This is a genomic window from Ruegeria sp. AM7, assembly GCF_056535965.1.
In genome coordinates this window covers 2,997,050-3,016,774 of sequence record NZ_JBQFJE010000003.1, presented here as the reverse complement: position 1 = coordinate 3,016,774, position 19,725 = coordinate 2,997,050, and the positions used below count along the sequence as shown (strand labels likewise).

General features: G+C 55.2%; 17 protein-coding genes, 1 tRNA gene and 1 riboswitch. Of the genes, 11 read left to right on the top strand and 7 right to left on the bottom strand.

What is annotated here, in order from left to right; genetic code table 11:
• Positions 1 to 8: 8 nt before the first annotated feature.
• Positions 9 to 449: a 6,7-dimethyl-8-ribityllumazine synthase gene (locus ACR3EG_RS19060; RefSeq protein WP_480496999.1), complete on the bottom strand. Its 441-nt coding sequence runs from the start codon at positions 447 to 449 to the stop codon at positions 9 to 11.
• Between the two features lie 69 nt (positions 450 to 518).
• Positions 519 to 667, bottom strand: a riboswitch (FMN riboswitch).
• 55 nt (positions 668 to 722) lie between these two features.
• Here ACR3EG_RS19060 and ACR3EG_RS19055 point away from each other — a divergent pair.
• Positions 723 to 1,337, top strand: a complete 615-nt coding sequence (locus ACR3EG_RS19055; RefSeq protein ID WP_480497000.1) for an FMN-binding negative transcriptional regulator — start codon at positions 723 to 725, stop codon at positions 1,335 to 1,337.
• A gap of 2 nt (positions 1,338 to 1,339) precedes the next feature.
• Here the strand turns inward: ACR3EG_RS19055 and ACR3EG_RS19050 are convergent, their stop codons facing one another.
• Positions 1,340 to 1,783: a c-type cytochrome gene (locus ACR3EG_RS19050; protein ID WP_480497001.1), complete on the bottom strand. Its 444-nt coding sequence runs from the start codon at positions 1,781 to 1,783 to the stop codon at positions 1,340 to 1,342.
• A gap of 490 nt (positions 1,784 to 2,273) precedes the next feature.
• Between ACR3EG_RS19050 and petA the strand changes: the two genes are divergently transcribed.
• From petA to ACR3EG_RS19035, 3 genes are read left to right on the top strand one after another with little or no spacing between them, the layout of a single operon-like run.
• Positions 2,274 to 2,858 (top strand): ubiquinol-cytochrome c reductase iron-sulfur subunit, encoded by a 585-nt coding sequence (gene petA / locus ACR3EG_RS19045; RefSeq protein ID WP_480497002.1) that lies wholly within the window; start codon positions 2,274 to 2,276, stop codon positions 2,856 to 2,858.
• A gap of 15 nt (positions 2,859 to 2,873) precedes the next feature.
• Complete coding sequence (gene petB / locus ACR3EG_RS19040; RefSeq protein ID WP_480497003.1) at positions 2,874 to 4,205, top strand: cytochrome b; 1,332 nt, start codon at positions 2,874 to 2,876, stop codon at positions 4,203 to 4,205.
• Positions 4,206 to 4,222: 17 nt separating this feature from the next.
• The gene (locus ACR3EG_RS19035) at positions 4,223 to 5,008 is read left to right on the top strand and encodes a cytochrome c1 (RefSeq protein ID WP_170355726.1); all 786 of its coding nucleotides are present in this window, start codon (positions 4,223 to 4,225) and stop codon (positions 5,006 to 5,008) included.
• A gap of 142 nt (positions 5,009 to 5,150) precedes the next feature.
• Here the strand turns inward: ACR3EG_RS19035 and mtaB are convergent, their stop codons facing one another.
• The gene (mtaB, locus tag ACR3EG_RS19030) at positions 5,151 to 6,407 is read right to left on the bottom strand and encodes a tRNA (N(6)-L-threonylcarbamoyladenosine(37)-C(2))-methylthiotransferase MtaB (protein WP_480497004.1); all 1,257 of its coding nucleotides are present in this window, start codon (positions 6,405 to 6,407) and stop codon (positions 5,151 to 5,153) included.
• Positions 6,404 to 7,246 (bottom strand): diaminopimelate epimerase, encoded by an 843-nt coding sequence (gene dapF, locus ACR3EG_RS19025; RefSeq protein ID WP_480497005.1) that lies wholly within the window; start codon positions 7,244 to 7,246, stop codon positions 6,404 to 6,406. Before dapF ends, mtaB begins: the two co-directional genes overlap by 4 nt.
• A 211-nt stretch (positions 7,247 to 7,457) precedes the next feature.
• Here dapF and ACR3EG_RS19020 point away from each other — a divergent pair.
• From ACR3EG_RS19020 to rfbC, 6 genes are all read left to right on the top strand, one after another.
• Positions 7,458 to 7,533, top strand: a tRNA-Lys gene (locus tag ACR3EG_RS19020).
• 569 nt (positions 7,534 to 8,102) lie between these two features.
• The gene (locus ACR3EG_RS19015) at positions 8,103 to 9,170 is read left to right on the top strand and encodes a hypothetical protein (protein ID WP_480497006.1); all 1,068 of its coding nucleotides are present in this window, start codon (positions 8,103 to 8,105) and stop codon (positions 9,168 to 9,170) included.
• A gap of 330 nt (positions 9,171 to 9,500) precedes the next feature.
• Positions 9,501 to 10,805, top strand: a complete 1,305-nt coding sequence (locus ACR3EG_RS19010; protein ID WP_480497007.1) for an NAD(P)H-dependent oxidoreductase — start codon at positions 9,501 to 9,503, stop codon at positions 10,803 to 10,805.
• 19 nt (positions 10,806 to 10,824) lie between these two features.
• Positions 10,825 to 11,934 (top strand): NAD-dependent epimerase/dehydratase family protein, encoded by a 1,110-nt coding sequence (locus tag ACR3EG_RS19005; RefSeq protein WP_480497008.1) that lies wholly within the window; start codon positions 10,825 to 10,827, stop codon positions 11,932 to 11,934.
• Positions 11,934 to 13,283, top strand: coding sequence for a UDP-glucose dehydrogenase family protein (locus tag ACR3EG_RS19000; protein ID WP_480497009.1), 1,350 nt, complete (start codon positions 11,934 to 11,936; stop codon positions 13,281 to 13,283). The genes ACR3EG_RS19005 and ACR3EG_RS19000 overlap by 1 nt, the downstream gene beginning before the upstream one ends.
• Before the next feature lie 32 nt (positions 13,284 to 13,315).
• A complete protein-coding gene (gene rfbC / locus ACR3EG_RS18995) occupies positions 13,316 to 13,849 on the top strand; it encodes a dTDP-4-dehydrorhamnose 3,5-epimerase (RefSeq protein WP_170755137.1) in 534 nt (177 codons plus the stop codon).
• Between the two features lie 248 nt (positions 13,850 to 14,097).
• Here rfbC and ACR3EG_RS18990 read toward each other — a convergent pair whose 3' ends face one another.
• The 3 genes from ACR3EG_RS18990 to ACR3EG_RS18980 all read right to left on the bottom strand — a co-directional run bounded on the left by ACR3EG_RS18990 (position 14,098) and on the right by ACR3EG_RS18980 (position 17,748).
• Positions 14,098 to 15,267, bottom strand: a complete 1,170-nt coding sequence (locus tag ACR3EG_RS18990) for a glycosyltransferase (RefSeq protein WP_480497010.1) — start codon at positions 15,265 to 15,267, stop codon at positions 14,098 to 14,100.
• Positions 15,268 to 15,376: 109 nt separating this feature from the next.
• Positions 15,377 to 16,291: a glucose-1-phosphate cytidylyltransferase gene (gene rfbF / locus ACR3EG_RS18985; protein WP_480497011.1), complete on the bottom strand. Its 915-nt coding sequence runs from the start codon at positions 16,289 to 16,291 to the stop codon at positions 15,377 to 15,379.
• A 185-nt stretch (positions 16,292 to 16,476) separates the two neighbouring features.
• A complete protein-coding gene (locus ACR3EG_RS18980; RefSeq protein WP_480497012.1) occupies positions 16,477 to 17,748 on the bottom strand; it encodes an O-antigen ligase family protein in 1,272 nt (423 codons plus the stop codon).
• A 325-nt stretch (positions 17,749 to 18,073) separates the two neighbouring features.
• Here ACR3EG_RS18980 and ACR3EG_RS18975 point away from each other — a divergent pair, with 325 nt between their 5' ends.
• Positions 18,074 to 19,501: an oligosaccharide flippase family protein gene (locus ACR3EG_RS18975; protein WP_480497013.1), complete on the top strand. Its 1,428-nt coding sequence runs from the start codon at positions 18,074 to 18,076 to the stop codon at positions 19,499 to 19,501.
• The last annotated feature ends 224 nt before the right edge of the window (positions 19,502 to 19,725 follow it).

The following is a 19,725-nucleotide window of genomic DNA, read 5'->3' as shown; positions in this document are numbered from 1 at the left end:
GATGAAGATCAGGCCGCCTGCGCAACTTTTTCGCGGGTTTTGGTGATTTTGAGTGCAGCCTGCGCGGCCTCGCGCCCTTTTTCCACGAAATGCGCGCGGTAGATCGCGTTGTGGTGGTCGGTTTCCTGATATTGATGCGGGGTCAGCGAGACCGACAGGACCGGAACGCCCGTGTCCATCCCGGCGCGCATCAACCCATCGACCACGGCTTGCGCCACGAAATCATGCCGGTAGATGCCACCATCCACCACAAAAGCGGCACAGGCGATAGCCGCATAGCGCCCGGTTTGCGCCAGGTCGCGGGCCAGCAGGGGCATTTCAAACGCGCCGGGGACGTCAAACACGTCGATCTGGTCGGCGGGGATAAGTTGCTGGAACCCTTCCAGCGCCTGATCGACGATATCGGAATGCCAGTTGGCTTTGACGAAAGCATAGCGGGTGTGTGTCATCATGATCTCCTTAGCAAAACAGACACGTCACCCAAGGCGATCACGAGCAGCCGCGCCGAGGGGCACGCTGCGCGTTCTCTTTCATCCGGACTGTAACCGTCGGCTCTGGCTTCTCACCAGATCTGCTTGTCACCTCGTGTACCGAGGCCGCTCGCGGGCTTACGGATCCGAGTCCGCATACCGCCGGTGGGGAATTTCACCCCGCCCTGAGAACGACGCGGACCTTGCCAAGATCGCTGCGAATCTGCAAGGCGTTCCGTTAGGAGATTTGATATGCACCCAAACCCGGCTTTCCGCTCTGAAGATCAGGCCCTAAGCGTCGAATTTGCCCGTGCGCGGGCCTTTGGCCTATTGGCGCTGTCCAGCGAAGACGCTCCTTTGATCAGTCATGTGCCTTTTCTGCTGAGCAAAGATGGCAGAGTCGCAGAATTGCATCTTGTGCGGTCGAACCCGATTGTCCGCGCGCTGACAGTCCCGCGCACCGCGAAAATCGCCGTCGCCGGTCCGGACGGCTATGTCTCACCCGATTGGTACGGGGTCGAAGATCAGGTGCCTACGTGGAACTATGTCGCCGTTCACTTGACGGGAAAGCTGGAACTGCGCGCGCATGATGAATTACGGGATCTTCTGGACCGCCAGTCGGCTTTTTATGAGCAGCGGTTGTTGCCTAAACCAGCTTGGACAACCGGCAAGATGACCCCTGATGCGCTGGACCGGATGATGCGCATGATCGTGCCGTGCCGGATGCAGGTCAACGATATTCAGGGCACATGGAAGCTGAACCAGAACAAACCCGAAGCCGTGCGCTTGGCTGCAGCGGATCAGGTGGCAGAGGGGATCGGTTCAGAGCTTTCGAGGCTGACCGCGCTGATGCGGGGTCAGCGCTAGGGTCAGTCGCTGAACGTTGCCAGGTAGGCCGCGATGTCCTCGGCCCCTTTTTTCAGCTTTACGCTCATGTTGGGACGGGCCGTTTCGTCGTCAAGATAGTCTTTGATAAAGCGAATCGGATCTTTCGAATAAGCGGCGATGTTGTCCTCGGTCCAGACCAACCCTTGCTGACCGGCGAGGATCATGTCGTCGGTGAACATTCCGATCGGCAGCCGTTCACTGCCATTCAGGTAGTCGGTTTCGGTGCCAGCTATGCGCCCGACAACACCAAAGAGATTCGGTCCGGTGATTCCTCCTTTGACCAAAACCTCACCATCCTTGATGATCGCGTGGCAAGAGGAACACCTGTTGTAAAGCGCCTCGCCCTTGGCTGGATCTCCGGCCGCGAGGGCCTGTGTCGATAGTGACAAAGCGATAAGCAGCGTGATCCGAGAAGTCTGTGGCATGGGAAAAGTCCTGCTAAAAGTTGTCCTGACCCGCGCCTTCTTGCATTCGAGTGCCAAGTGCAATCAAATTCCGAGCGTATGGGGGCATTCTGAAATATCTATTTTTAATTCAATAATTTATACGCTCTGATTCTTGCTGAAGTTGAAGAAAATAAGGCAAGAATTGGGAGTATTTTTGAAAGTTTGGCCTCTTCGGTTTCTGCTTTGAAAAGCCTGACGGTTCGCGCGCGGACCTGCCCGTTATTAGCGCGAATCACCTGAGCAGAGACATGGCCCCGGTGCCCGAATCCTTTGGCTTAAATCAGCTCCAACCTTGAAAAAAATCCCTGACGTAGTGACATGAATACCCAGATGCGGCGTAGTGCGCGCCTATGACCGCTGGACGAACCGATTTCTCCCGGCTAGATAGCCGCGATGAGACGCCGCTTTGATGCGGTGCTGATGCATGTTTGCCCGGTATCCTCCGGGCGCCGGAATCGGAGAAAACCTCGTGTCCCACGCAGAAGACAACGAAGGCACCCGCAGAGATTTCCTCTACTACGTCGCTGGCGGCGCAGGTGTCGTTGCGACGGGTGCAGCCGTATGGCCCCTGATCAACCAAATGAATCCCTCGGCAGACGTTCAGGCGCTGTCCTCGATCCGTGTGGACGTGAGCGGCGTTGAGCCGGGGACGCAGCTGACTGTGAAATGGCTGGGTAAACCCGTCTTTATCCGTCACCGCACCGGTGCCGAGATCCAAGAGGCCAAAGAGCAGGACGCCGAAGGTCTGGATGCGCTGCCCGATCCGCTGGCGCGCAACTTCAACCAACCGGCTGATGCGCCCGCGACCGACGAAAACCGCGTCATGCCCTCGCCTGAGGGCGAAGCCCCCGGTGCCTGGCTGGTTCAGATGGGCGTATGTACGCACCTGGGCTGTGTGCCGCTGGGTGATGCCGGTGACTTTGGCGGTTGGTTCTGCCCCTGCCACGGTTCGCACTATGACCTTGCCGGTCGCATCCGTAAGGGCCCCGCGCCTGAAAACCTGCCCGTTCCGCCTGCAGAGTGGACCGACGCCAGCACCATCAAACTCGGCTAAGGGAGACCCAAACTTATGTCCGGAATTCCCCACGATCATTACGAGCCGAAGACAAACGGCGAGAAGTGGCTGAACAGCCGCTTGCCCATCGTCGGCCTGATTTACGACACCATCATGATCCCCACCCCCAAGAACCTGAACTGGTGGTGGATCTGGGGCATCGTCCTGGCGTTCTGCCTGGCGTTGCAAATCGTCACCGGTATCGTTCTGGTGATGCACTATACCCCGCATGTCGATCTGGCCTTCGCCAGCATCGAGCACATCATGCGCAACGTGAATGGCGGCTATATGCTGCGCTACATTCACATGAATGGCGCGTCGCTGTTCTTTGTTGCGGTCTACATCCACATCTTCCGTGGCCTGTTCTACGGCTCATACAAGGCCCCGCGTGAGATCACGTGGATCATCGGTATGCTTATTTATCTGATGATGATGGGTACTGCCTTCATGGGCTATGTTCTGCCTTGGGGTCAGATGTCCTTCTGGGGTGCGACCGTGATCACCGGCCTGTTTGGCGCGATCCCGTTTGTGGGTGACGCGATCCAGACTTGGTTGCTGGGCGGACCAGCGGTGGACAATGCCACACTGAACCGCTTCTTCTCGCTGCACTATCTGCTGCCGTTTGTTATCGCGGCTCTGGTCATCGTGCATATCTGGGCATTCCACACCACCGGCAACAACAACCCCACAGGTGTTGAAGTTCGCCGTACGTCGAAAGCCGATGCCGAGAAAGACACCCTGCCATTCTGGCCGTACTTCGTGATCAAGGACCTGTTCGCGCTGGCCGTGATCCTTGTCGTGTTCTGGGCGGTTGTAGGCTTCATGCCGAACTATCTGGGCCACCCCGATAACTATATCGAGGCCAACCCGCTGGTCACACCTGCACATATCGTGCCTGAATGGTACTTCCTGCCCTTCTACGCGATCCTGCGGGCCTTCACCGGCGAGGTCTGGGTTGTGCAATTCGCCAGCTTCATCACCGGCGGCATCATCGACGCCAAGTTCTTTGGTGTGATTGCGATGTTCGGTGCGATCCTGGCGATGGCTCTGGCACCGTGGCTGGACACGTCCAGCGTGCGTTCGGGCAAATACCGTCCGATGTTCAAATGGTGGTTCTACCTGCTGATCGTCGACTTCTTTGCTTTGATGTGGCTGGGTGCGATGCCCGCCGAGGAGCCCTATGCGACATTCTCGCTGATCGCCTCGGCTTACTGGTTCGCCTATTTCTTCGTGATCCTGCCGATCCTTGGTGTGATCGAGAAACCTCTGGCCCAGCCCGAGACCATCGAAGAAGACTTCAACGCGCATTATGGCAAGGCTGACGCCGAAGCCACGCCGGCCGAGTAAGAAGAGGGACCGGAAACATGTTCAAGAAACTTGCAATCGGTGCCGCGTTTGCTCTGGCCCTCACCCCTGCTGCGTCCTTCGCGGCAGGCGGCGGCGAGCAGCATATCGAGGACTTCAGCTTTTCATTCGAGGGGCCGTTTGGCACCTGGGACAAGAACCAGCTTCAACGCGGTCTTCAGGTCTATACCGAAGTCTGTGCGGCTTGCCACGGTCTGCAATATGTACCTCTGCGTGATCTGGAAGCGTTGGGATATTCGGAAGAAGAAGTCATCGCCTATTCGGCAGAGAATTTCGAAGTATTCGATCCGGAACTGGATGATTTCCGTCCTGCGATCCCAACCGATCACTTCCCGGCTAACACTGGCGTTGGCGCACCTGACCTGAGCCTTATGGCAAAGGCCCGCGCCGGTTTCCACGGCCCTTACGGCTTGGGGATCAACCAGTTCTTCAAAGGCATGGGTGGAGCTGAATACATCGCGTCCCTGCTGGATGGCTATACCGGTGAGGAAAAGGAAGAAGCAGGCACCGTTCTCTATGAGAACAAAGCCTTCCCTGGCGGCTGGATCTCGATGGCACCGCCGCTGTCCGAGGATCAGGTGGAATTCGCTGACGGCCACTCGGCGTCAGTTGAGGCCATGTCCGAGGATATCGCTGCCTTCCTGATGTGGACGGCTGAACCGAAGATGATGGAGCGCAAGTATTCCGGCTTTGTCGGCGTGATCTTCCTGTCGGTTCTGTCGGTGCTGCTGTATCTGGTGAACAAACGCCTGTGGGCCGGTGTCAAAGGCAAGCGTCAGCACTAAGGCTTTTGCATCTCTGAAATTGAAAACCCCCGCGCTATCCGGTTGCGGGGGTTTCTTGTTTCTGGCGGGATAAAGGGGCCAGCCCCTTCTTGGCCTACGGCCAATTCAACCCCGAGATATTTTTAGCCAGATGAAGGACGGATCAGGCTTTGAGTTGGCTGTCCGTGTGATCGGTGATCGAGGCGGTTACGATCTGACCTTCGGGTTGGGGCGTATCGAAGGTGACTTCGGTAAACTGTTCCGTGCGGCCCATATGTGGGTTTTCCATCAGGATGTGATGGGTTTTGCCCAATTGTGCGGTCAAGTGTTTTGCGACCTGTGCGTCTCCGACCGCGCGCAGGCGCGCGGCGCGGGCTTTGATGATGGTGCCGTTGATCTGCTGCGGGATGCGGGCTGCGGGCGTGCCTTCGCGTTTGGAATAGGGGAAGACGTGCAGCCAGGTCAGGTCGCAATCCGTGACCAGTTTCAGCGAGTTTTCGAAATGGGTGTCTGTTTCGGTGGGGAAGCCTGCGATGATATCTGCGCCAAAGGTCATGTCTGGGCGCATTTTGCGGGCCTCTTCGGTGAAGCGGATGGCGTCGTCGCGCAGGTGGCGGCGTTTCATCCGTTTCAGGATCAGGTCATCGCCATGCTGCAGCGACAGGTGCAAATGCGGCATCAGACGCGGTTCGGTCGCAATGGCCTGCATCAGGTTTTCATCCACCTCGATCGAGTCGATCGAGCTGATCCGCAGGCGCGGCAAGTCCGGCACCAGTTTCAGGATGCGCATCACCAGATCGCCCAGCTTGGGCTGTGCGGGCAGATCGGCGCCCCACGAGGTCAGGTCGACGCCGGTCAGCACGACCTCGTTATAGCCCCGGTCCACCAGCCGCTTGATTTGGTCCACCACCACGCCCGCAGGGACGCTGCGCGAGTTGCCGCGTCCGTACGGAATGATGCAGAAGGTGCAGCGGTGGTCACAGCCATTCTGAACCTGCACATAGGCGCGCGAACGAGTGCCGAAGCCATCGATCAGGTGGCCCGCGGTCTCGGTCACGGACATGATGTCATCGACCTGCACCGCCTCGGTCTGGCCGATGAAATCGGCGGCCATACCCTTCCAGGTGTCGGGCTGCATCTTTTCGGTATTGCCGATGATCGCGTCGACCTCGTCCATTTTGGCAAAGGTCTCGGGCTCGGTCTGGGCGGCGCAGCCGGTCACGATCAGACGCGCATCGGGGTTCTCGCGACGCAGCTTGCGGATTTCCTGCCGCGCTTTACGCACGGCCTCGGCCGTCACGGCGCAGGTGTTCACCACCACGGCGTTCGACAGACCCGCCTGTTGCGACAGTTCTTTCATCGCCTCGGTCTCATAGGCGTTCAGGCGGCAGCCCAGAGTGGTGAACTTGGGCGCGCTCATCCCAGAGTCTCCAGAAACTCAGGGGTCAGCGTGCCCGAGAAGACATGAGCCGTCGGGCCGGTCATCCAAACGCCATCGTCGCGCCAGTCGATCCAGATCGTGCCGCCGTCCAGCTCAATCTGAACTTTGCGCCCGGTCAGGCCGCGCCGCGCAGCTGCCACAGCCGTAGCGCATGAGGACGAACCAGAGGCCAGAGTGATGCCCACGCCACGCTCCCACACGCGCATACGGATGTGATCAGGGCCGATGATCTGCGCCACCTGAACGTTTGTGCGTTCGGGATAAAGCGGATGGTATTCGTAGCGCGATCCGAATTCCTCCAACGGGATGGCCTCGGCGTCGTCGACAAAGAAGGTGCAATGCGGGTTGCCCATGCCAGTCGCCGAGGGCGCGCCCTCGATCGGCAGTTCCAGCGTATCAACCTCTTCCGCCAGCGGAATCTCATGCCAGTTGAGCTGCGGCGGGCCCATATTCACCGACGTCAGCCCATCACCCGCATCGCGCGCGTAAAGCGTGCCACGTTCGGTCGTCAGAACCAGCTCGGATTTTCCGGTCTCTTCCATCAGGAACCGGGCGATGCAGCGCGTGGCATTCCCGCACGCAGCCGAGGTCGATCCGTCGGCGTTATAGAACACCAGATGCGCATCCGATTCGCCGTTTTCGATCACGGCCAATTGGTCAAACCCGACCCCGAATTGGCGGTGCCCGATTCCCTTTGCCAAGGCGGGTGTCAGTTCAATGTTTTGCGCGCGCGCATCTACAATGACAAAGTCATTGCCCAGCCCGTGCATCTTCATGAAGGGCAAACCCGAGGTCAGTATTCGTTGCATGGCGGGCATATAACCCTGCCTTTGAAATGAATCCACCCTATCGCGCAGATTCCTGAAAAAAGGGCTTGACCCCCCTGCGTCCCCTGCCTAATTAGGCCGCCTATCGGGTCGCCGGATCGTAAGAAATTACAGGCGAAACGAGGTGCGAAATAAAGGCTTGCACCCAATCGGGAAAATGCCTTAGAGAGCGCCACGGATCGAAAGATCCTTACAAAAGAGTGGGCCGTTAGCTCAGTTGGTAGAGCAACTGACTTTTAATCAGTGGGTCGCAGGTTCGAATCCTGCACGGCTCACCACTTTTTTCAAAGGGTTAGCATGAATAGGCGAGAATTTCCCGCGCCTACAGCAACCACCTAGCAACCACGCGGCATAGATGGACGTAGAAACGTGTAGAAAACCGTTTCGTTGCACGCGTGGACTTCCATTTTTTGCAAGTCCATAAGGCATTGTTGTTTTGATGCTTTTTGACAATTTTAAGAGTTTTTGGTACACTGACTATGTACAGAGCGGCAATTGACTGTCGCGTGCAACTTCCAAAAGAGCACACATAGTTTGAACTGCTATGGGTAGTCCATATCGCTTTCACTGGGCAGCGGGAGCTTGGAAACTATCGGGACTATGGGTAGGCGCCTAGATGGAATAACTCGATTTTCGTACCCGTCCTGCGGCAAACGACGGCCGAGTTGCGAGAGAACTGCAAATGTGCCAAGTTTTCCGAGTAAGGTTTTACCGACAAGGAAGCTACGTTCTTTAGCGGGAACGACAGACCAGCTAATGGTCAAAAAGCTTTAGGTGTCTGTTAGCGAAGCAAGACGGCAGTTTTGAAACTTCGGTTTGTTACTCTGTTTTAGACTGGAATTCCATTGTGTTAAAAGAATTCGCCAAGCAAGTACTGCAGATTTCTCCGAAGATACCGCTTTTTATCCTCGATCGGCTAATTAAAGAATCGCAGCCAACCGACAAACGCGCAAAAGTCGTATTTTCGGCCCTGACAAATGCTGGGCCACTCGCCAACGGAAAGGTTTCGGCATTCGAGTTCCTTCCGACGTTCTGTGACACTTTGCGAAGGAATGGGTTCGCAACCGAATGGGCGTCAAATGTTGCTGAATTGGAAGCGTCTCTGAGCGATGAAGTACCGGTTTTTCTGGTCCACCTATTTGGTGAAGACCATAGCGATATTTTCAGTGCGGAGGTGCTGGATCTCGAGAAGAAAGCCGTCGCGACATTCAATACCGCCGAGGCTGGTCAGTTGTTGGCGGACAAGCTGGCGTCGCACAAGGCATTTGTGGATGCTGGTGTCTCGGTTCCGACGCTCAGGGAAACCGGGGGCTTCGTCAGAAGTCGTTTCGGGACGGCCTTACCGACCGAGATTCAAGAGGGAACCGATGCATTACCTGCTGAGGATGAACGGCGGATATTCACTGACTTCATTGACACGCGGATCGAGTACGACGGCCGACTGTTCTACACGACCGTCAGAATTGTTTGCATCGACGACACGATCCTTCATTCATATCCAAGGGCCCGCGACGCGAAGGAAGAGAACCCTAGTGTGCATGCCAAAGATACTCCCCTTGAACCCGCTTTGGTCGAATACCTGAACGACGTTCTGGTCGTCCCAAATGCTGAAGCATTCGAAGGCATAGCGCGGAACCTACACCATGTTCTTGGCCACGGTTTCTTCGCGCATGACTTGGTAATCGATAACGTTTCAGGTGAAATCTTTGTTTGCGAAGGTGGATTTAAGTTCGACGACCCTTCCTACTGGCGGCATATGAAACGCATTTCCTCTGATTTACCCAGTCAAGCTGTCCTGTTTCCAATTCAAAACTTTGCAAAACATTCGTCGGAAACATTTTGTCGACGCTGCCTGTCTATTCTTGAAGAAACCCAGGTCAAAGCGGCGTCGGCAGCAGGCCTAGGGTCCAATTGACAGGGCAGACAGACGCGGAGCGCACCGAGCCATTGATCACGAGGCGAGTGACGCATGGTTCGGATGGTTTTGAGCAAGCACACCACAAATCCGGCGGTACTTTTGACTATTCTTTGGACAATCCTATGGAATGCGCCGTGTTCAATCAGCCACTGAATGCTCAGATAAATCGAATCGTTTATGTGAATCACGATTCCAGTTTATCCTTTGATCAAGTGCTTGTGAGCAAAGCGCGTTGGTTTGCGCAAGGCCCAGTCTGACTAAAGTCTGCCACTTGCTATCCACTGGCGCAAAGATCGAACTGTTAGTTGTTTTATTGGTTGTATGTAAATGATCATTGTCGATACCCTTCTCAAGAACCGTGCTGCCGAGAATAATCCAGTCCGGATCGGTGTATTTGGCGCCGGATTCATGGGGCGCGGTCTTGTCAATCAGGTTGTGCGATATACCCCCGGAATGCATGTCAGCGTCTTGTGTAACCGCACTGTTTCCGCCGCGCGGCAGGCATTGCTGGATGCCGGCGTTCCCCCCAGTGATATCGTCGAAGCTGAAACTGCCGCTGCCGCTGACATAGCCGTCAAACAGGGCAAGTCCGCGATCACCGCAGACCCTTTGGTGGCCTGTGCGATGTCACAGGTCGATTTGTTGATCGAAGCAACTGGCCATGTGGAATACGGCGCTCGGGTCACGACAGCTGCGATTGAGAACAGTAAACACATGGTTCTGATGAATGCCGAGTTGGACAGCACGGTCGGACCTCTGCTTAAGCAAATGGCAGATCAGGCGGGCGTTATTCTGACCGGATGTGATGGCGATCAGCCGGGCGTGCAGATCAACCTGCTGCGATTTGTGGAAAGCATCGGTCTGATCCCTCGGGTTTGCGGCAACATCAAGGGCTTGCAGGATCGTTACCGCAATCCGACCACGCAGGAGGGTTTCGCCAAGCAATGGGGGCAAACCCCGCACATGGTCACCTCGTTCGCGGATGGCACCAAGATCAGCTTCGAGCAGGCAATTGTGGCCAATGCGACCGGGTTCAAAGTGGCCCAACGCGGTATGATCGGGATTGAGCACAAAGGTCATGTGGACGAGTTGACCGGGGCCTATGATCTTGACCAGATCCGCGCATTAGGCGGGATCGTTGAGTATGTGGTGGGTAGTCAGCCCAGCCCCGGCGTATACGTCTTTGCCGAGGCGCAGGACGATATGCAGCGCCACTATCTGAACTATGGCAAACTGGGGCAGAACGACCTTTACAGCTTTTACGTACCCTATCACCTGACGATTTTTGAGGTACCGCTGTCCGCCGCGCGTGTGGCTTTGGCCCAGGATACCGTGATTGCGCCTATCGCCGGTCCGGTCGTGGATGTAATCACCTGTGCCAAGATCGACCTGAAAGCCGGGGCCAAACTGGATGGTCTGGGCGGATACATGACCTATGGCATGTGCGAAAACTATGACGTGGTGCGGTCGCAGAACCTGCTACCGATTGGTCTGGCCGAGAACGCAACGCTAAAGCGCGATATCTCGAAAGATGCCGTCCTGACATATGACGATGTCGATCTGCCAACCGATAGCCTCACGGTTAAACTGCGCCAGCAACAAGACGAAATGTTCCCTGTTACCAGTCCTTAACTTTAAAGAGAAAACTCTCGTGAAAACTGCTCAAGATGTTGTTTCTGCTGATTTAGACTATATCGCTCGCAAGATCGGACCCGAGTTTCAGGCCATGTCGGGTCAAAATCTTCTGATCCTCGGAGGCGCAGGGTTTCTGGGATTTTACCTTGTCCAATCCGTCCTGCATTGGAATAAGCTGTCCGGCCGTAGGCCGATCTCGTTGACCGTTTTCGACAATTATGTCCGGGGCGTTCCCGATTGGCTGAAAGCGATCGAAGGTGATGCCAACCTGACCTTGGCCACGCATGACATCACGAACCCCCTGCCGGATGATATGGGCGATTATGACTATATCATCCACGCGGCCTCGATCGCGTCACCGATCTACTATCGCCAACACCCGCTCGAGACGATGGACGCGAATGTTGGCGGCCTGAGGTATATGTTGGAATATGCTTTGAGCCAGGCTCAAAAGGGCAAACCGATCAAAGGGTTCCTGTTCTACTCGACCTCCGAGATTTACGGTGATCCGACCCCCGAAAACATTCCCACACCCGAGACGTATCGGGGCAATGTGTCCTGCACCGGCCCGCGCGCCTGTTACGACGAATCCAAGCGGTATGGAGAAACGCTGTGCGTCGTGTTCGCGCAACAGCACGACCTGCCGATCACGATCGCGCGGCCTTTCAACAATTGTGGGCCGGGGCTTAAGATCTCGGACCGGCGGGTTTTGCCGGATTTCGCCCGCGATATCTTTGCGGGGCGCGATATCGTAATGCTCAGCGATGGCGCGCCAACCCGGACGTTTTGCTACGTCGCCGATGCGGTCTGTGGCTATTACAAGATCATGCTGAACGGAAAACCGGGTGAAGCCTATAATATCGGGATCGAAGAACCCGAGATTTCGATGGCCAATCTGGCCGAGCGTGTCACCGCGATTGCCAAGGATGAATTCGGGTATTCCGGCAAGGTCGTGTTTCAGGTTTCGGACGACAAGGACTATCTGGTCGACAACCCAAACCGCCGGTGTCCGGTGATCGCCAAGGCCCGCACCGAAATCGGATATGACCCCGAGATCGGCGTGGATGAGGGCCTGCGGCGTGCGCTGCTCTGGTACAGCGGCAATCAAGAGGCAGAGGATAAGTGATGCGCGTCTCGGTTATCGGAACAGGGTATGTTGGGCTGGTTTCAGGCGCTTGTCTTGCGGGTAAAGGGCACGATGTGGTTTGCGTGGACACGGTTCAGCAAAAAATCGACCAGATCAACGCCTGTACCCCGCCCATACACGAAGACGGACTGGCCGAGCTGTTGCGCGAAACTGTTGGCAAGACCCTGCGCGGAACAACAGACCTGCGCGAAGCGGTGCTCAACTCAGACATTTCACTGATCGCGGTTGGAACGCCGTTCGACGGCAGTGAAATTGACCTCAAATACATCCGCGACGTGTCCCGTCAGATTGGCGAGGTGTTAAAAGACAAAGACGCCTACCATGTCGTGGTGGTCAAAAGCACGGTGGTGCCCGGCACGACGGATACGGTGGTCACGCCCATTCTTGAGGAAGCCTCTGGCAAAAAAGCAGGGCAGGATTTTGGCACCGGTATGAACCCCGAGTTTCTGAAAGAGGGTGAAGCGATTGCCGATTTCATGCATCCCGACCGGATCGTGATCGGCGGCAATGACAGTCGCGCAATCGCCGTGATGGATGAGCTTTATTCTGTTTTCCCCAGCGTCGACATCGTGCGGACAAACCCGGCGACAGCGGAAATGATCAAATATACAGCCAACTCTTTGTTGGCGACGTTGATTTCCTTCTCGAATGAGATCGGAAATCTCTGTGCCAAGGTCGGTGTCGACGTTGTCGAAGCGATGGAGGGGATGCATCTGGACAAGCGGTTCACGCCGATTCTGCCGGAAAACGCGGAAAGGGTCTGGCCGGGGTTCATAACCTATCTGGCGGCGGGTTGCGGCTTTGGCGGAAGTTGCTTTCCAAAGGATGTAAAAGCGTTGATTGCCTATGGCGAAAACGCAGGTGCACCCATGCCTCTGCTGAACGCGGTGATCCAGACGAACACCAAACAGCCGCATCAAATGATGGACCGGCTCAGATCGCATATCCCGGCTTTGGCCGGGCGGCGCGTCACTGTTCTGGGCGTGGCGTTCAAGCCGGGTACGGATGATATCCGCGAAAGCCCTGCTTTGACCATTATCAGCGAGTTGTTGGCGGATGAGGCTGTTGTGACCGCTTATGATCCAATTGCCCGGCATGAGGCCGAAGCACTGTTCGGGGACAAGATTACCTATGAGGACGATCTGAAACAGGCTCTAAATGGGGCAGATGCAGTCATGATCGTCACGCGTTGGCCCGAGTTTTCCGAGCTTCCCATGCTGTTGAACGGTCAAACGGCACAGCCTTTGGTGATCGACGGGCGCCGGATGATACCCAAGGACAGCGTTTCTCGGTACGAAGGTATCGGTCTGCAGCCTGCGGTGTCCTAACCAACGGCAGTGGAAGGAAAAGGGGGACAACGATGATCTTTCAGGAAACGCCTCTGTCCGGTGCCTACCTGATCGAGTTGGAGCGGCGCGGCGATGATCGCGGCTTCTTTGCCCGGACGTTCTGCGCGCAAGAGTTCGCAGCGCAGGATCTTGTTACCAATTTCGTGCAGGGGAACATGAGCCTCAGCCGTGACGCAGGGACTTTGCGTGGTCTGCATTTCCAACACGCCCCGGCGCAAGAGACCAAGCTGATCCGATGTGTTGCGGGCGCGTTGTTCGATGTAATTGTTGATATTCGCCCCGGTTCCAAGACCTATCTGCAGAGTTTCAGCGCTGAATTGAGCGCGCAGAACGGACTTGCCATGTATGTGCCCAAGGGCTTTGCACACGGCTTTCAAACGCTGCAGCCAGACTCAGTCGCCAGTTACATGGTTGACGAGTATTACTCACCGCAAGATGAGGGCGGGTTTCGGTACGACGACCCAGCGCTTAGTATAATGTGGCCGCATGAAGTGACTGAGATTTCAGCCAAGGACACAAGCTGGCCGCTGATCGAAAACGACTGATACGCGGAGCGTGTTCTCAGGCGAACGCGATTCCTGAAAGCGATCAATCGAATCGGTTTTCAAGCGATAGTTTCCAAAAAGCTAACAATCAGTTTCCATTCGAGGAGTGGACACAATTTTGCCACAATGTCATTCTTCTCGTGTGGGCGGCAAGTTTGATTTTAGCACGTTCTGGTTTTTTGACTGGTTTTGAGGGGGTACTGAGTGCGACCTGCCGCCCCACGACTTCACCACAGAAATGGGATGGATCAAGTGGCCGCCAAGGCATTCGGCCCAAGTGTCTGTTCCTGTTGCGTTGCACCTAGTTTCCCCGCGATATCTGAAAGGTGCTGACGACGTTTTAGCATACCGTCGGGTTCGGGCAGGTTAAGGTGGTCCAACACTTGCGCCCAACGATGCATCCAGTCGTGTTTCTGCAGGCCGTGCGCAAAATTGATCCTGCGAATCCGATCCTGTTCGGCGGGATTATCCCAAAGGGCCACGATCCTTTCCAAGGCTTCATCGGGGTTTTCGGGCAATCTGATGACCGAGTCGGGCCAGTCGAAGAACCGATGATAGTCCTCCATATCCGGGGCGTATCCGACCTGAATGGCGCCGCCTGCAAAGCCCTCAATGTGTCGCGGGCCCCAGGCGATATTGCCTGCTTTTTGGTCTGCATGGCCCAGCTTGGCGATATCCACCATGAACAGCTTTGAGTGCTGAATCAGATTCGCCAGCAAATCGCGATGCACCGTATGATCGCCCGTGATCGGGGGTTTGGTGATGGAATCGTAGATGTAAAAGCTCTGTCTCTGCTTGATTGCGGCAAGCAGGTTCTGGTGCAATTCAGCGCGGCGTCTGCCCATGGAATACATGTCGACCGGCCGATCGACGTTCAGCGAGTCGGGCGCGAACCGGACCATATCCGCGGCGGCGGGCATCTGGATGACGGGGGTGTCGGTCAGATCCTGAATCATACCGCAAGTTTCGGCAAAGGCGCAGGCGATCAGGTCGAATTGCGAGAGGGACTTGATCAAAGGAGTGTATAGATCGATATCGCCGCTCCAAACCTCTTCCAGTACACAGACTGCCGTGTCGCATTGGTCGCGCCAGTTCGGTACCGCATCCAGTACCAATAGCTCATCAGGTCTTTGCACATTGCAAAGAAAAAGATCGTAATCCTTGGTCAAGCGAGATTGCGGCACACCAGAGGGCCAGTGCTGGAAAAGGTCCGTCCGCTTGGACAACCATCGCTTGGGATTCAACGGAATGCGAGGTTGTCTGGTACGGGTCGGTGTCAGAACCTGCGCGTCCTCGATCTCGGCAACGACATCCTCAAACTCATAGCCCGAGCACCGAGAGATATTTGCGTTGAGTTTGCGTTGCGAGAATATCAATACCTCGCGTCGCACCGGTGCGGAAACTGCGGAACTGGTCACACTTTTACTCCTTACACACAACGCACGCCTGGACCTGATCCAAGCTTGACGCCTTGTCACAACGCCTTTCTGACAGACGGTCTATGCCCGGCCCGAATGGCGGTTTGTGTCACAGGGACTTGTATCGCACCCAGTCGCCGGGATTGCCGCCTCGGCCGATTCCGGGGCGGTGTTTTCCGTTGCCATCTTCTGTGGCCTGGGGTGCGTTACCGTTCGCGTTTTCCCAGGTCGCCCAGGGCCGGTTGCCGCTTTTCCACATATCTTCAAGGCGACGTTTGTCGGCAAGGTGATCCATGCAATACCAAAAGCCGGAATGGCGATAGGCCATCAGTTGGCCCAATTCCATCAGCTTGGGCAGAGGGCCTTCTTCCCACATGATTTCGTCGCCATTGACGTCTGCCACTGCGTCGAACACCTCGGGTTCCAGTACGAAAAACCCGCCATTGATCCAGTCAGCAGCGGTTTCGGGTTTTTCCATAAAGCCTTCGACCAAACCATCTTCGCGGACCTGCAAATGGCCGAACGTCGTCAGGGGTCGTACCATGGTGATCGTGGCCAGCTTGCCGTGTGACCTGTGAAAGGACAACAACGCATCAAGGTCGACGTTGGACACGCCGTCGCCATAGGTCAGCATGAAAGTTTCGTTGCCCAGATAAGGCTGCAGTCGGGCAAGGCGCCCGCCGGTCATGGTATTGGTCCCAGTATCAATAAGATCAACCGTCCACGGCGGCATCTGCGCGTCCAGCACACTGTTGTGATACTCGGGCTCGCCGAACAATTCGCGTTTGGCAAAATCCACTCGAAGGTTTCCGTCGTGCTGGCACAGATCGGATATATACTGCTTGATCAGATCGCCCATATACCCTAGCGCCAAGACAAAATCGTGATGCCCATAGGTCGAGTAGTGCTGCATGATATGCCAAAGGATCGGCCGGTTGGCGATTTCAACCAGAGGCTTGGGGCGGATGCGGGTTTCTTCGATCAGGCGGGATCCTTTGCCACCTGCAAATATTGCTGTCTTCAATTGGGCCTCCCCAAAAGTTCCTAAGATTAGAAAAAGACTCGAATTTTCAATATTCAAAGTCGACAACACTTGGCGGGTTGATGTCAATCTTCCCGCAAGATCAAAGCGCGTTTGCGAAAGCAGTTTTTGGAAACATTGTGCAAAATATGCAGTATTATTTCCTTAACGGAAACACCTGAGCGAATTTATTGCTGGGTTGAAGCTTGACCAGTGCGCACTGTTTTAACGATCAAGTTCATCTTGGTCGCATAGGCCACGAAAAACATCCAAGTGGCGGAAAGCCTCTCCAGAATAAAACTTTCAGTTATGTTGCCAAAGACGAACATCATCCCAAGAACTAGGGTGAAGGCGATCGAGTCGCGGTTCTGGATGAACCACAGGCTGTAGAAAATCGCATAGAAGAACCGCATGAGCGCAAGAAAAAACAAAGCAACGCCGACAAATCCGACATTCAGGAAAGTTTCAATCAGGCCATTGTGGGAATAGAAAGGCTGAAACACCAGCTTTATGAAGTAAATGCGTAAGTGCGGTGCGTCTTCGTACCAATGCGCGACATAGCCGTATCCCAGCCAAAACCTGTCCATCGCGTAAGGCCACACGACTTCCCAAAGCGGAATACGGTCCGAAAGCGTTGGCTTGCGCCCGATCAGCGCGAACAAAGGATCTGCGACAGGCGATGTCAGAACAAATGCAGTCACGCCCACCAAAAACAGCGAGATAAGAATGAAGCAGATGGCCCACATGATTTCGCGATTTGGGAAGAGGCCGCGTAAAAAAAGTGCAAACATCGTCACCACAGCCAGAATCTGAGAGGTTCTGGATTCTGATGCAATAAGCAGAAACAGGGACAGCAATGTTAGCAAAACAAACAGGGTTTTCAGTTTTCCCGTAAGTGTTTTCACTGCATAGGTGCAAGACAACAAGGCAGCTGTGGCCGCTGCCCCAAGCCCATTTTTGTGCATATAGATCCCATTCCAAGTGTCCCCCCACGGTGGGATACCCCTTGCTTGCGGGAACGCAATGATTGCCCCCATTGCCAGCACCATGGATAAGCCGAAAAAAGTCGCAATGAATAAAAGCAACCCTCGCAGCGACATCATACTGCCCAGGGCCAGGCCGAATGCGGTTGTTACGATCAGCGGAATGCTGCGTTCCAAAGACTCGGCGGGATAGGTGCTCCACGTTACTGATGCTGCAGCAAGGATCACAATCAACACGATCTCGGGTGATGCGACGGCCCCGCGGAGCAGATGCCGATAATAGAGGCACGTGATTGCAAGCATCGGCGCCAGAGATAGGATTTCGATTTTATTCGCCAGCGAGTTTTGCCACAGCACGATGGACAAAAGTCCGGTTCCCGTCAGAACGAACAGAACCTGGCACACCATTAACACAACCTGATGGAATGTGCTCCCATCCAGGGTCTGGCTCGAAAATGTGCGGTATGTTGCTTTCATAGGGTCAAGGCACGATTCAGGGTTCGGACTAAAAGTGGCCTATAAGCTCCAATAGACGGCTCAGGCCCGGAAAGCGTACTAACCACCCTACGCCTTGTCTATCTTCGTGAACTCAATCGAAACGGGTTGGTCCCTAGAACGCTCGTGCAAGTCTGGGTCAGTCCCACTTTGCCTGCCCGAGCCAGGGGGAAAGTTGACAGGTCAAAAGGAGGGCTCCATCCTTGCTGCAATTCCAGTGCAGTTGTTTATGAGTCGTGTAAGTGCCTGATCACGGCAGTTAGGTTCTAATGAGTTTCAAAGAGGCGACCACAGGGTGCCGGTCTCGATGACCTGGTTCTTTGTTCCCAGAATCCTGTCCGCAGTTTTTGTGGTGGCGATCCTAGTCGTAATTACCCGTGTTTTGGGGCCGGCAGATTTTGCCAGGTACAATCTGACAATGTTACTGGGGACTATCCTGTTCTCGTTTACGTTTCTCTGGCTGGTTATTGCGATCAGCCGATTTCACCATGCTAAGGAATTCAAAGGTACCACGATTGCAATGACCTTGGGCGCGGGCGCGATCTTGTCGGTCGCGGTATTGGTCGTTTCCGTAATTGCTTCCTTGATTTTGCCCGGAGCATGGGTGGACGGGCTGTTTTACGCTGCGATCTTCAGTGTCAGTCTGGCAATGCACGAAGTGGGAACAACGTGCCTTCGGCTGTATCACGAAGGCCCGAAATTCGCTGCGGTCACACTGCTGCGTCATGCGCTTGGCGTGGCCTTCGCGATCGGGTTTGTGCTGAGTGGCGGGGGGTACAAAAGCGCGGTGATCGGGATGTCACTGGGGGCTGCGCTGACGGGTGCCTATGCGCTGGGTATCGCGTTAAAGAAGTCTGGTATCGCCTGGCCACAGCTCAGCGCAATAAAGACCTACCTGTGGTTCGGTTTTCCGCTGGCCGTGGTTGCGTCAAGCTCAACGTTTTTCGCGATGTCGTCGCAATCTCTTTTGGCTGCGTTGGCCGGGTTAGAGGTTGCCGGATATTTCGCCGCTGCGCAGGCGCTGGCTACACGAACCTTGGGGCTACTGATGAGCACCATAATGCGCGTTGTCGCGCCCTCTGTCTTTGAAATTCAGGAAAAGCATGGCACCGCAAGCTCGAACGCTTATCTGGAGCGTTACTTTTCGTTCCTGATGCTGGTGTCGATTCCCCTTGCCGCGGCGCTGATCTGCGCTCCTGAGGTATTGGCCAGTCTTCTTTTCGAGGCTGATTTTGTCGATAATTCTTCAGAATACCTGCGGATATTGACGCTTGGTTCATTTATTTTCGGGCTTCAGGGTGCCTATATCAGCTTTTCCTTCACGCGGGCGAAACGGACGGGGTTGCAACTGACAATAACCTGCTGTGCCCTGATTGCGCATGTGATCCTGTCTTACTTAATTATCGAACTCTTGGGCGCGCGCGGCGCCGCTCTTGCCTTTGCACTGAGCGCCCTCCTGAGTTTTATGGCCTATCAGTATTTCGGTCGCAAAATTGATCCGGTCACTGTGCCAGCGCCTGAAATCTACAAGGCCGTTGCCGGGATCGTTGCCTTTGTTCCGTTGGGGCTATTGGCCAACTCGTCATCGGGCTTGCCGGTTCAACTTGGCCTGTTGACCCTTGCCGCGGTGGCGATGTTTGTCACTCTTGTGGCCGTAAAACAAACCGCCGCTCTTGTTGTCGTCGCAAAAATCAGGCGCGGGCTGAACTTCGGCGAATTTCCCTCTTTGAAATAGCGTATTATTAACAGCTTCTTAACGAATACCTGCAAAGCTCAATAGTATTGGGTGGCACAATTTTGCCTAACGACGCTGCGTATTTTGGTTTTTTGTGCCGGATGAGTCGTTGTTCCAGAGATATGATGGTAATATGACACCAGCTTCAAAATTATGTGTCAAAGCATAACGAATGGATTCACTGACCTATATTGGTGAGTGGATGCCCCAAAAAACGCACATTT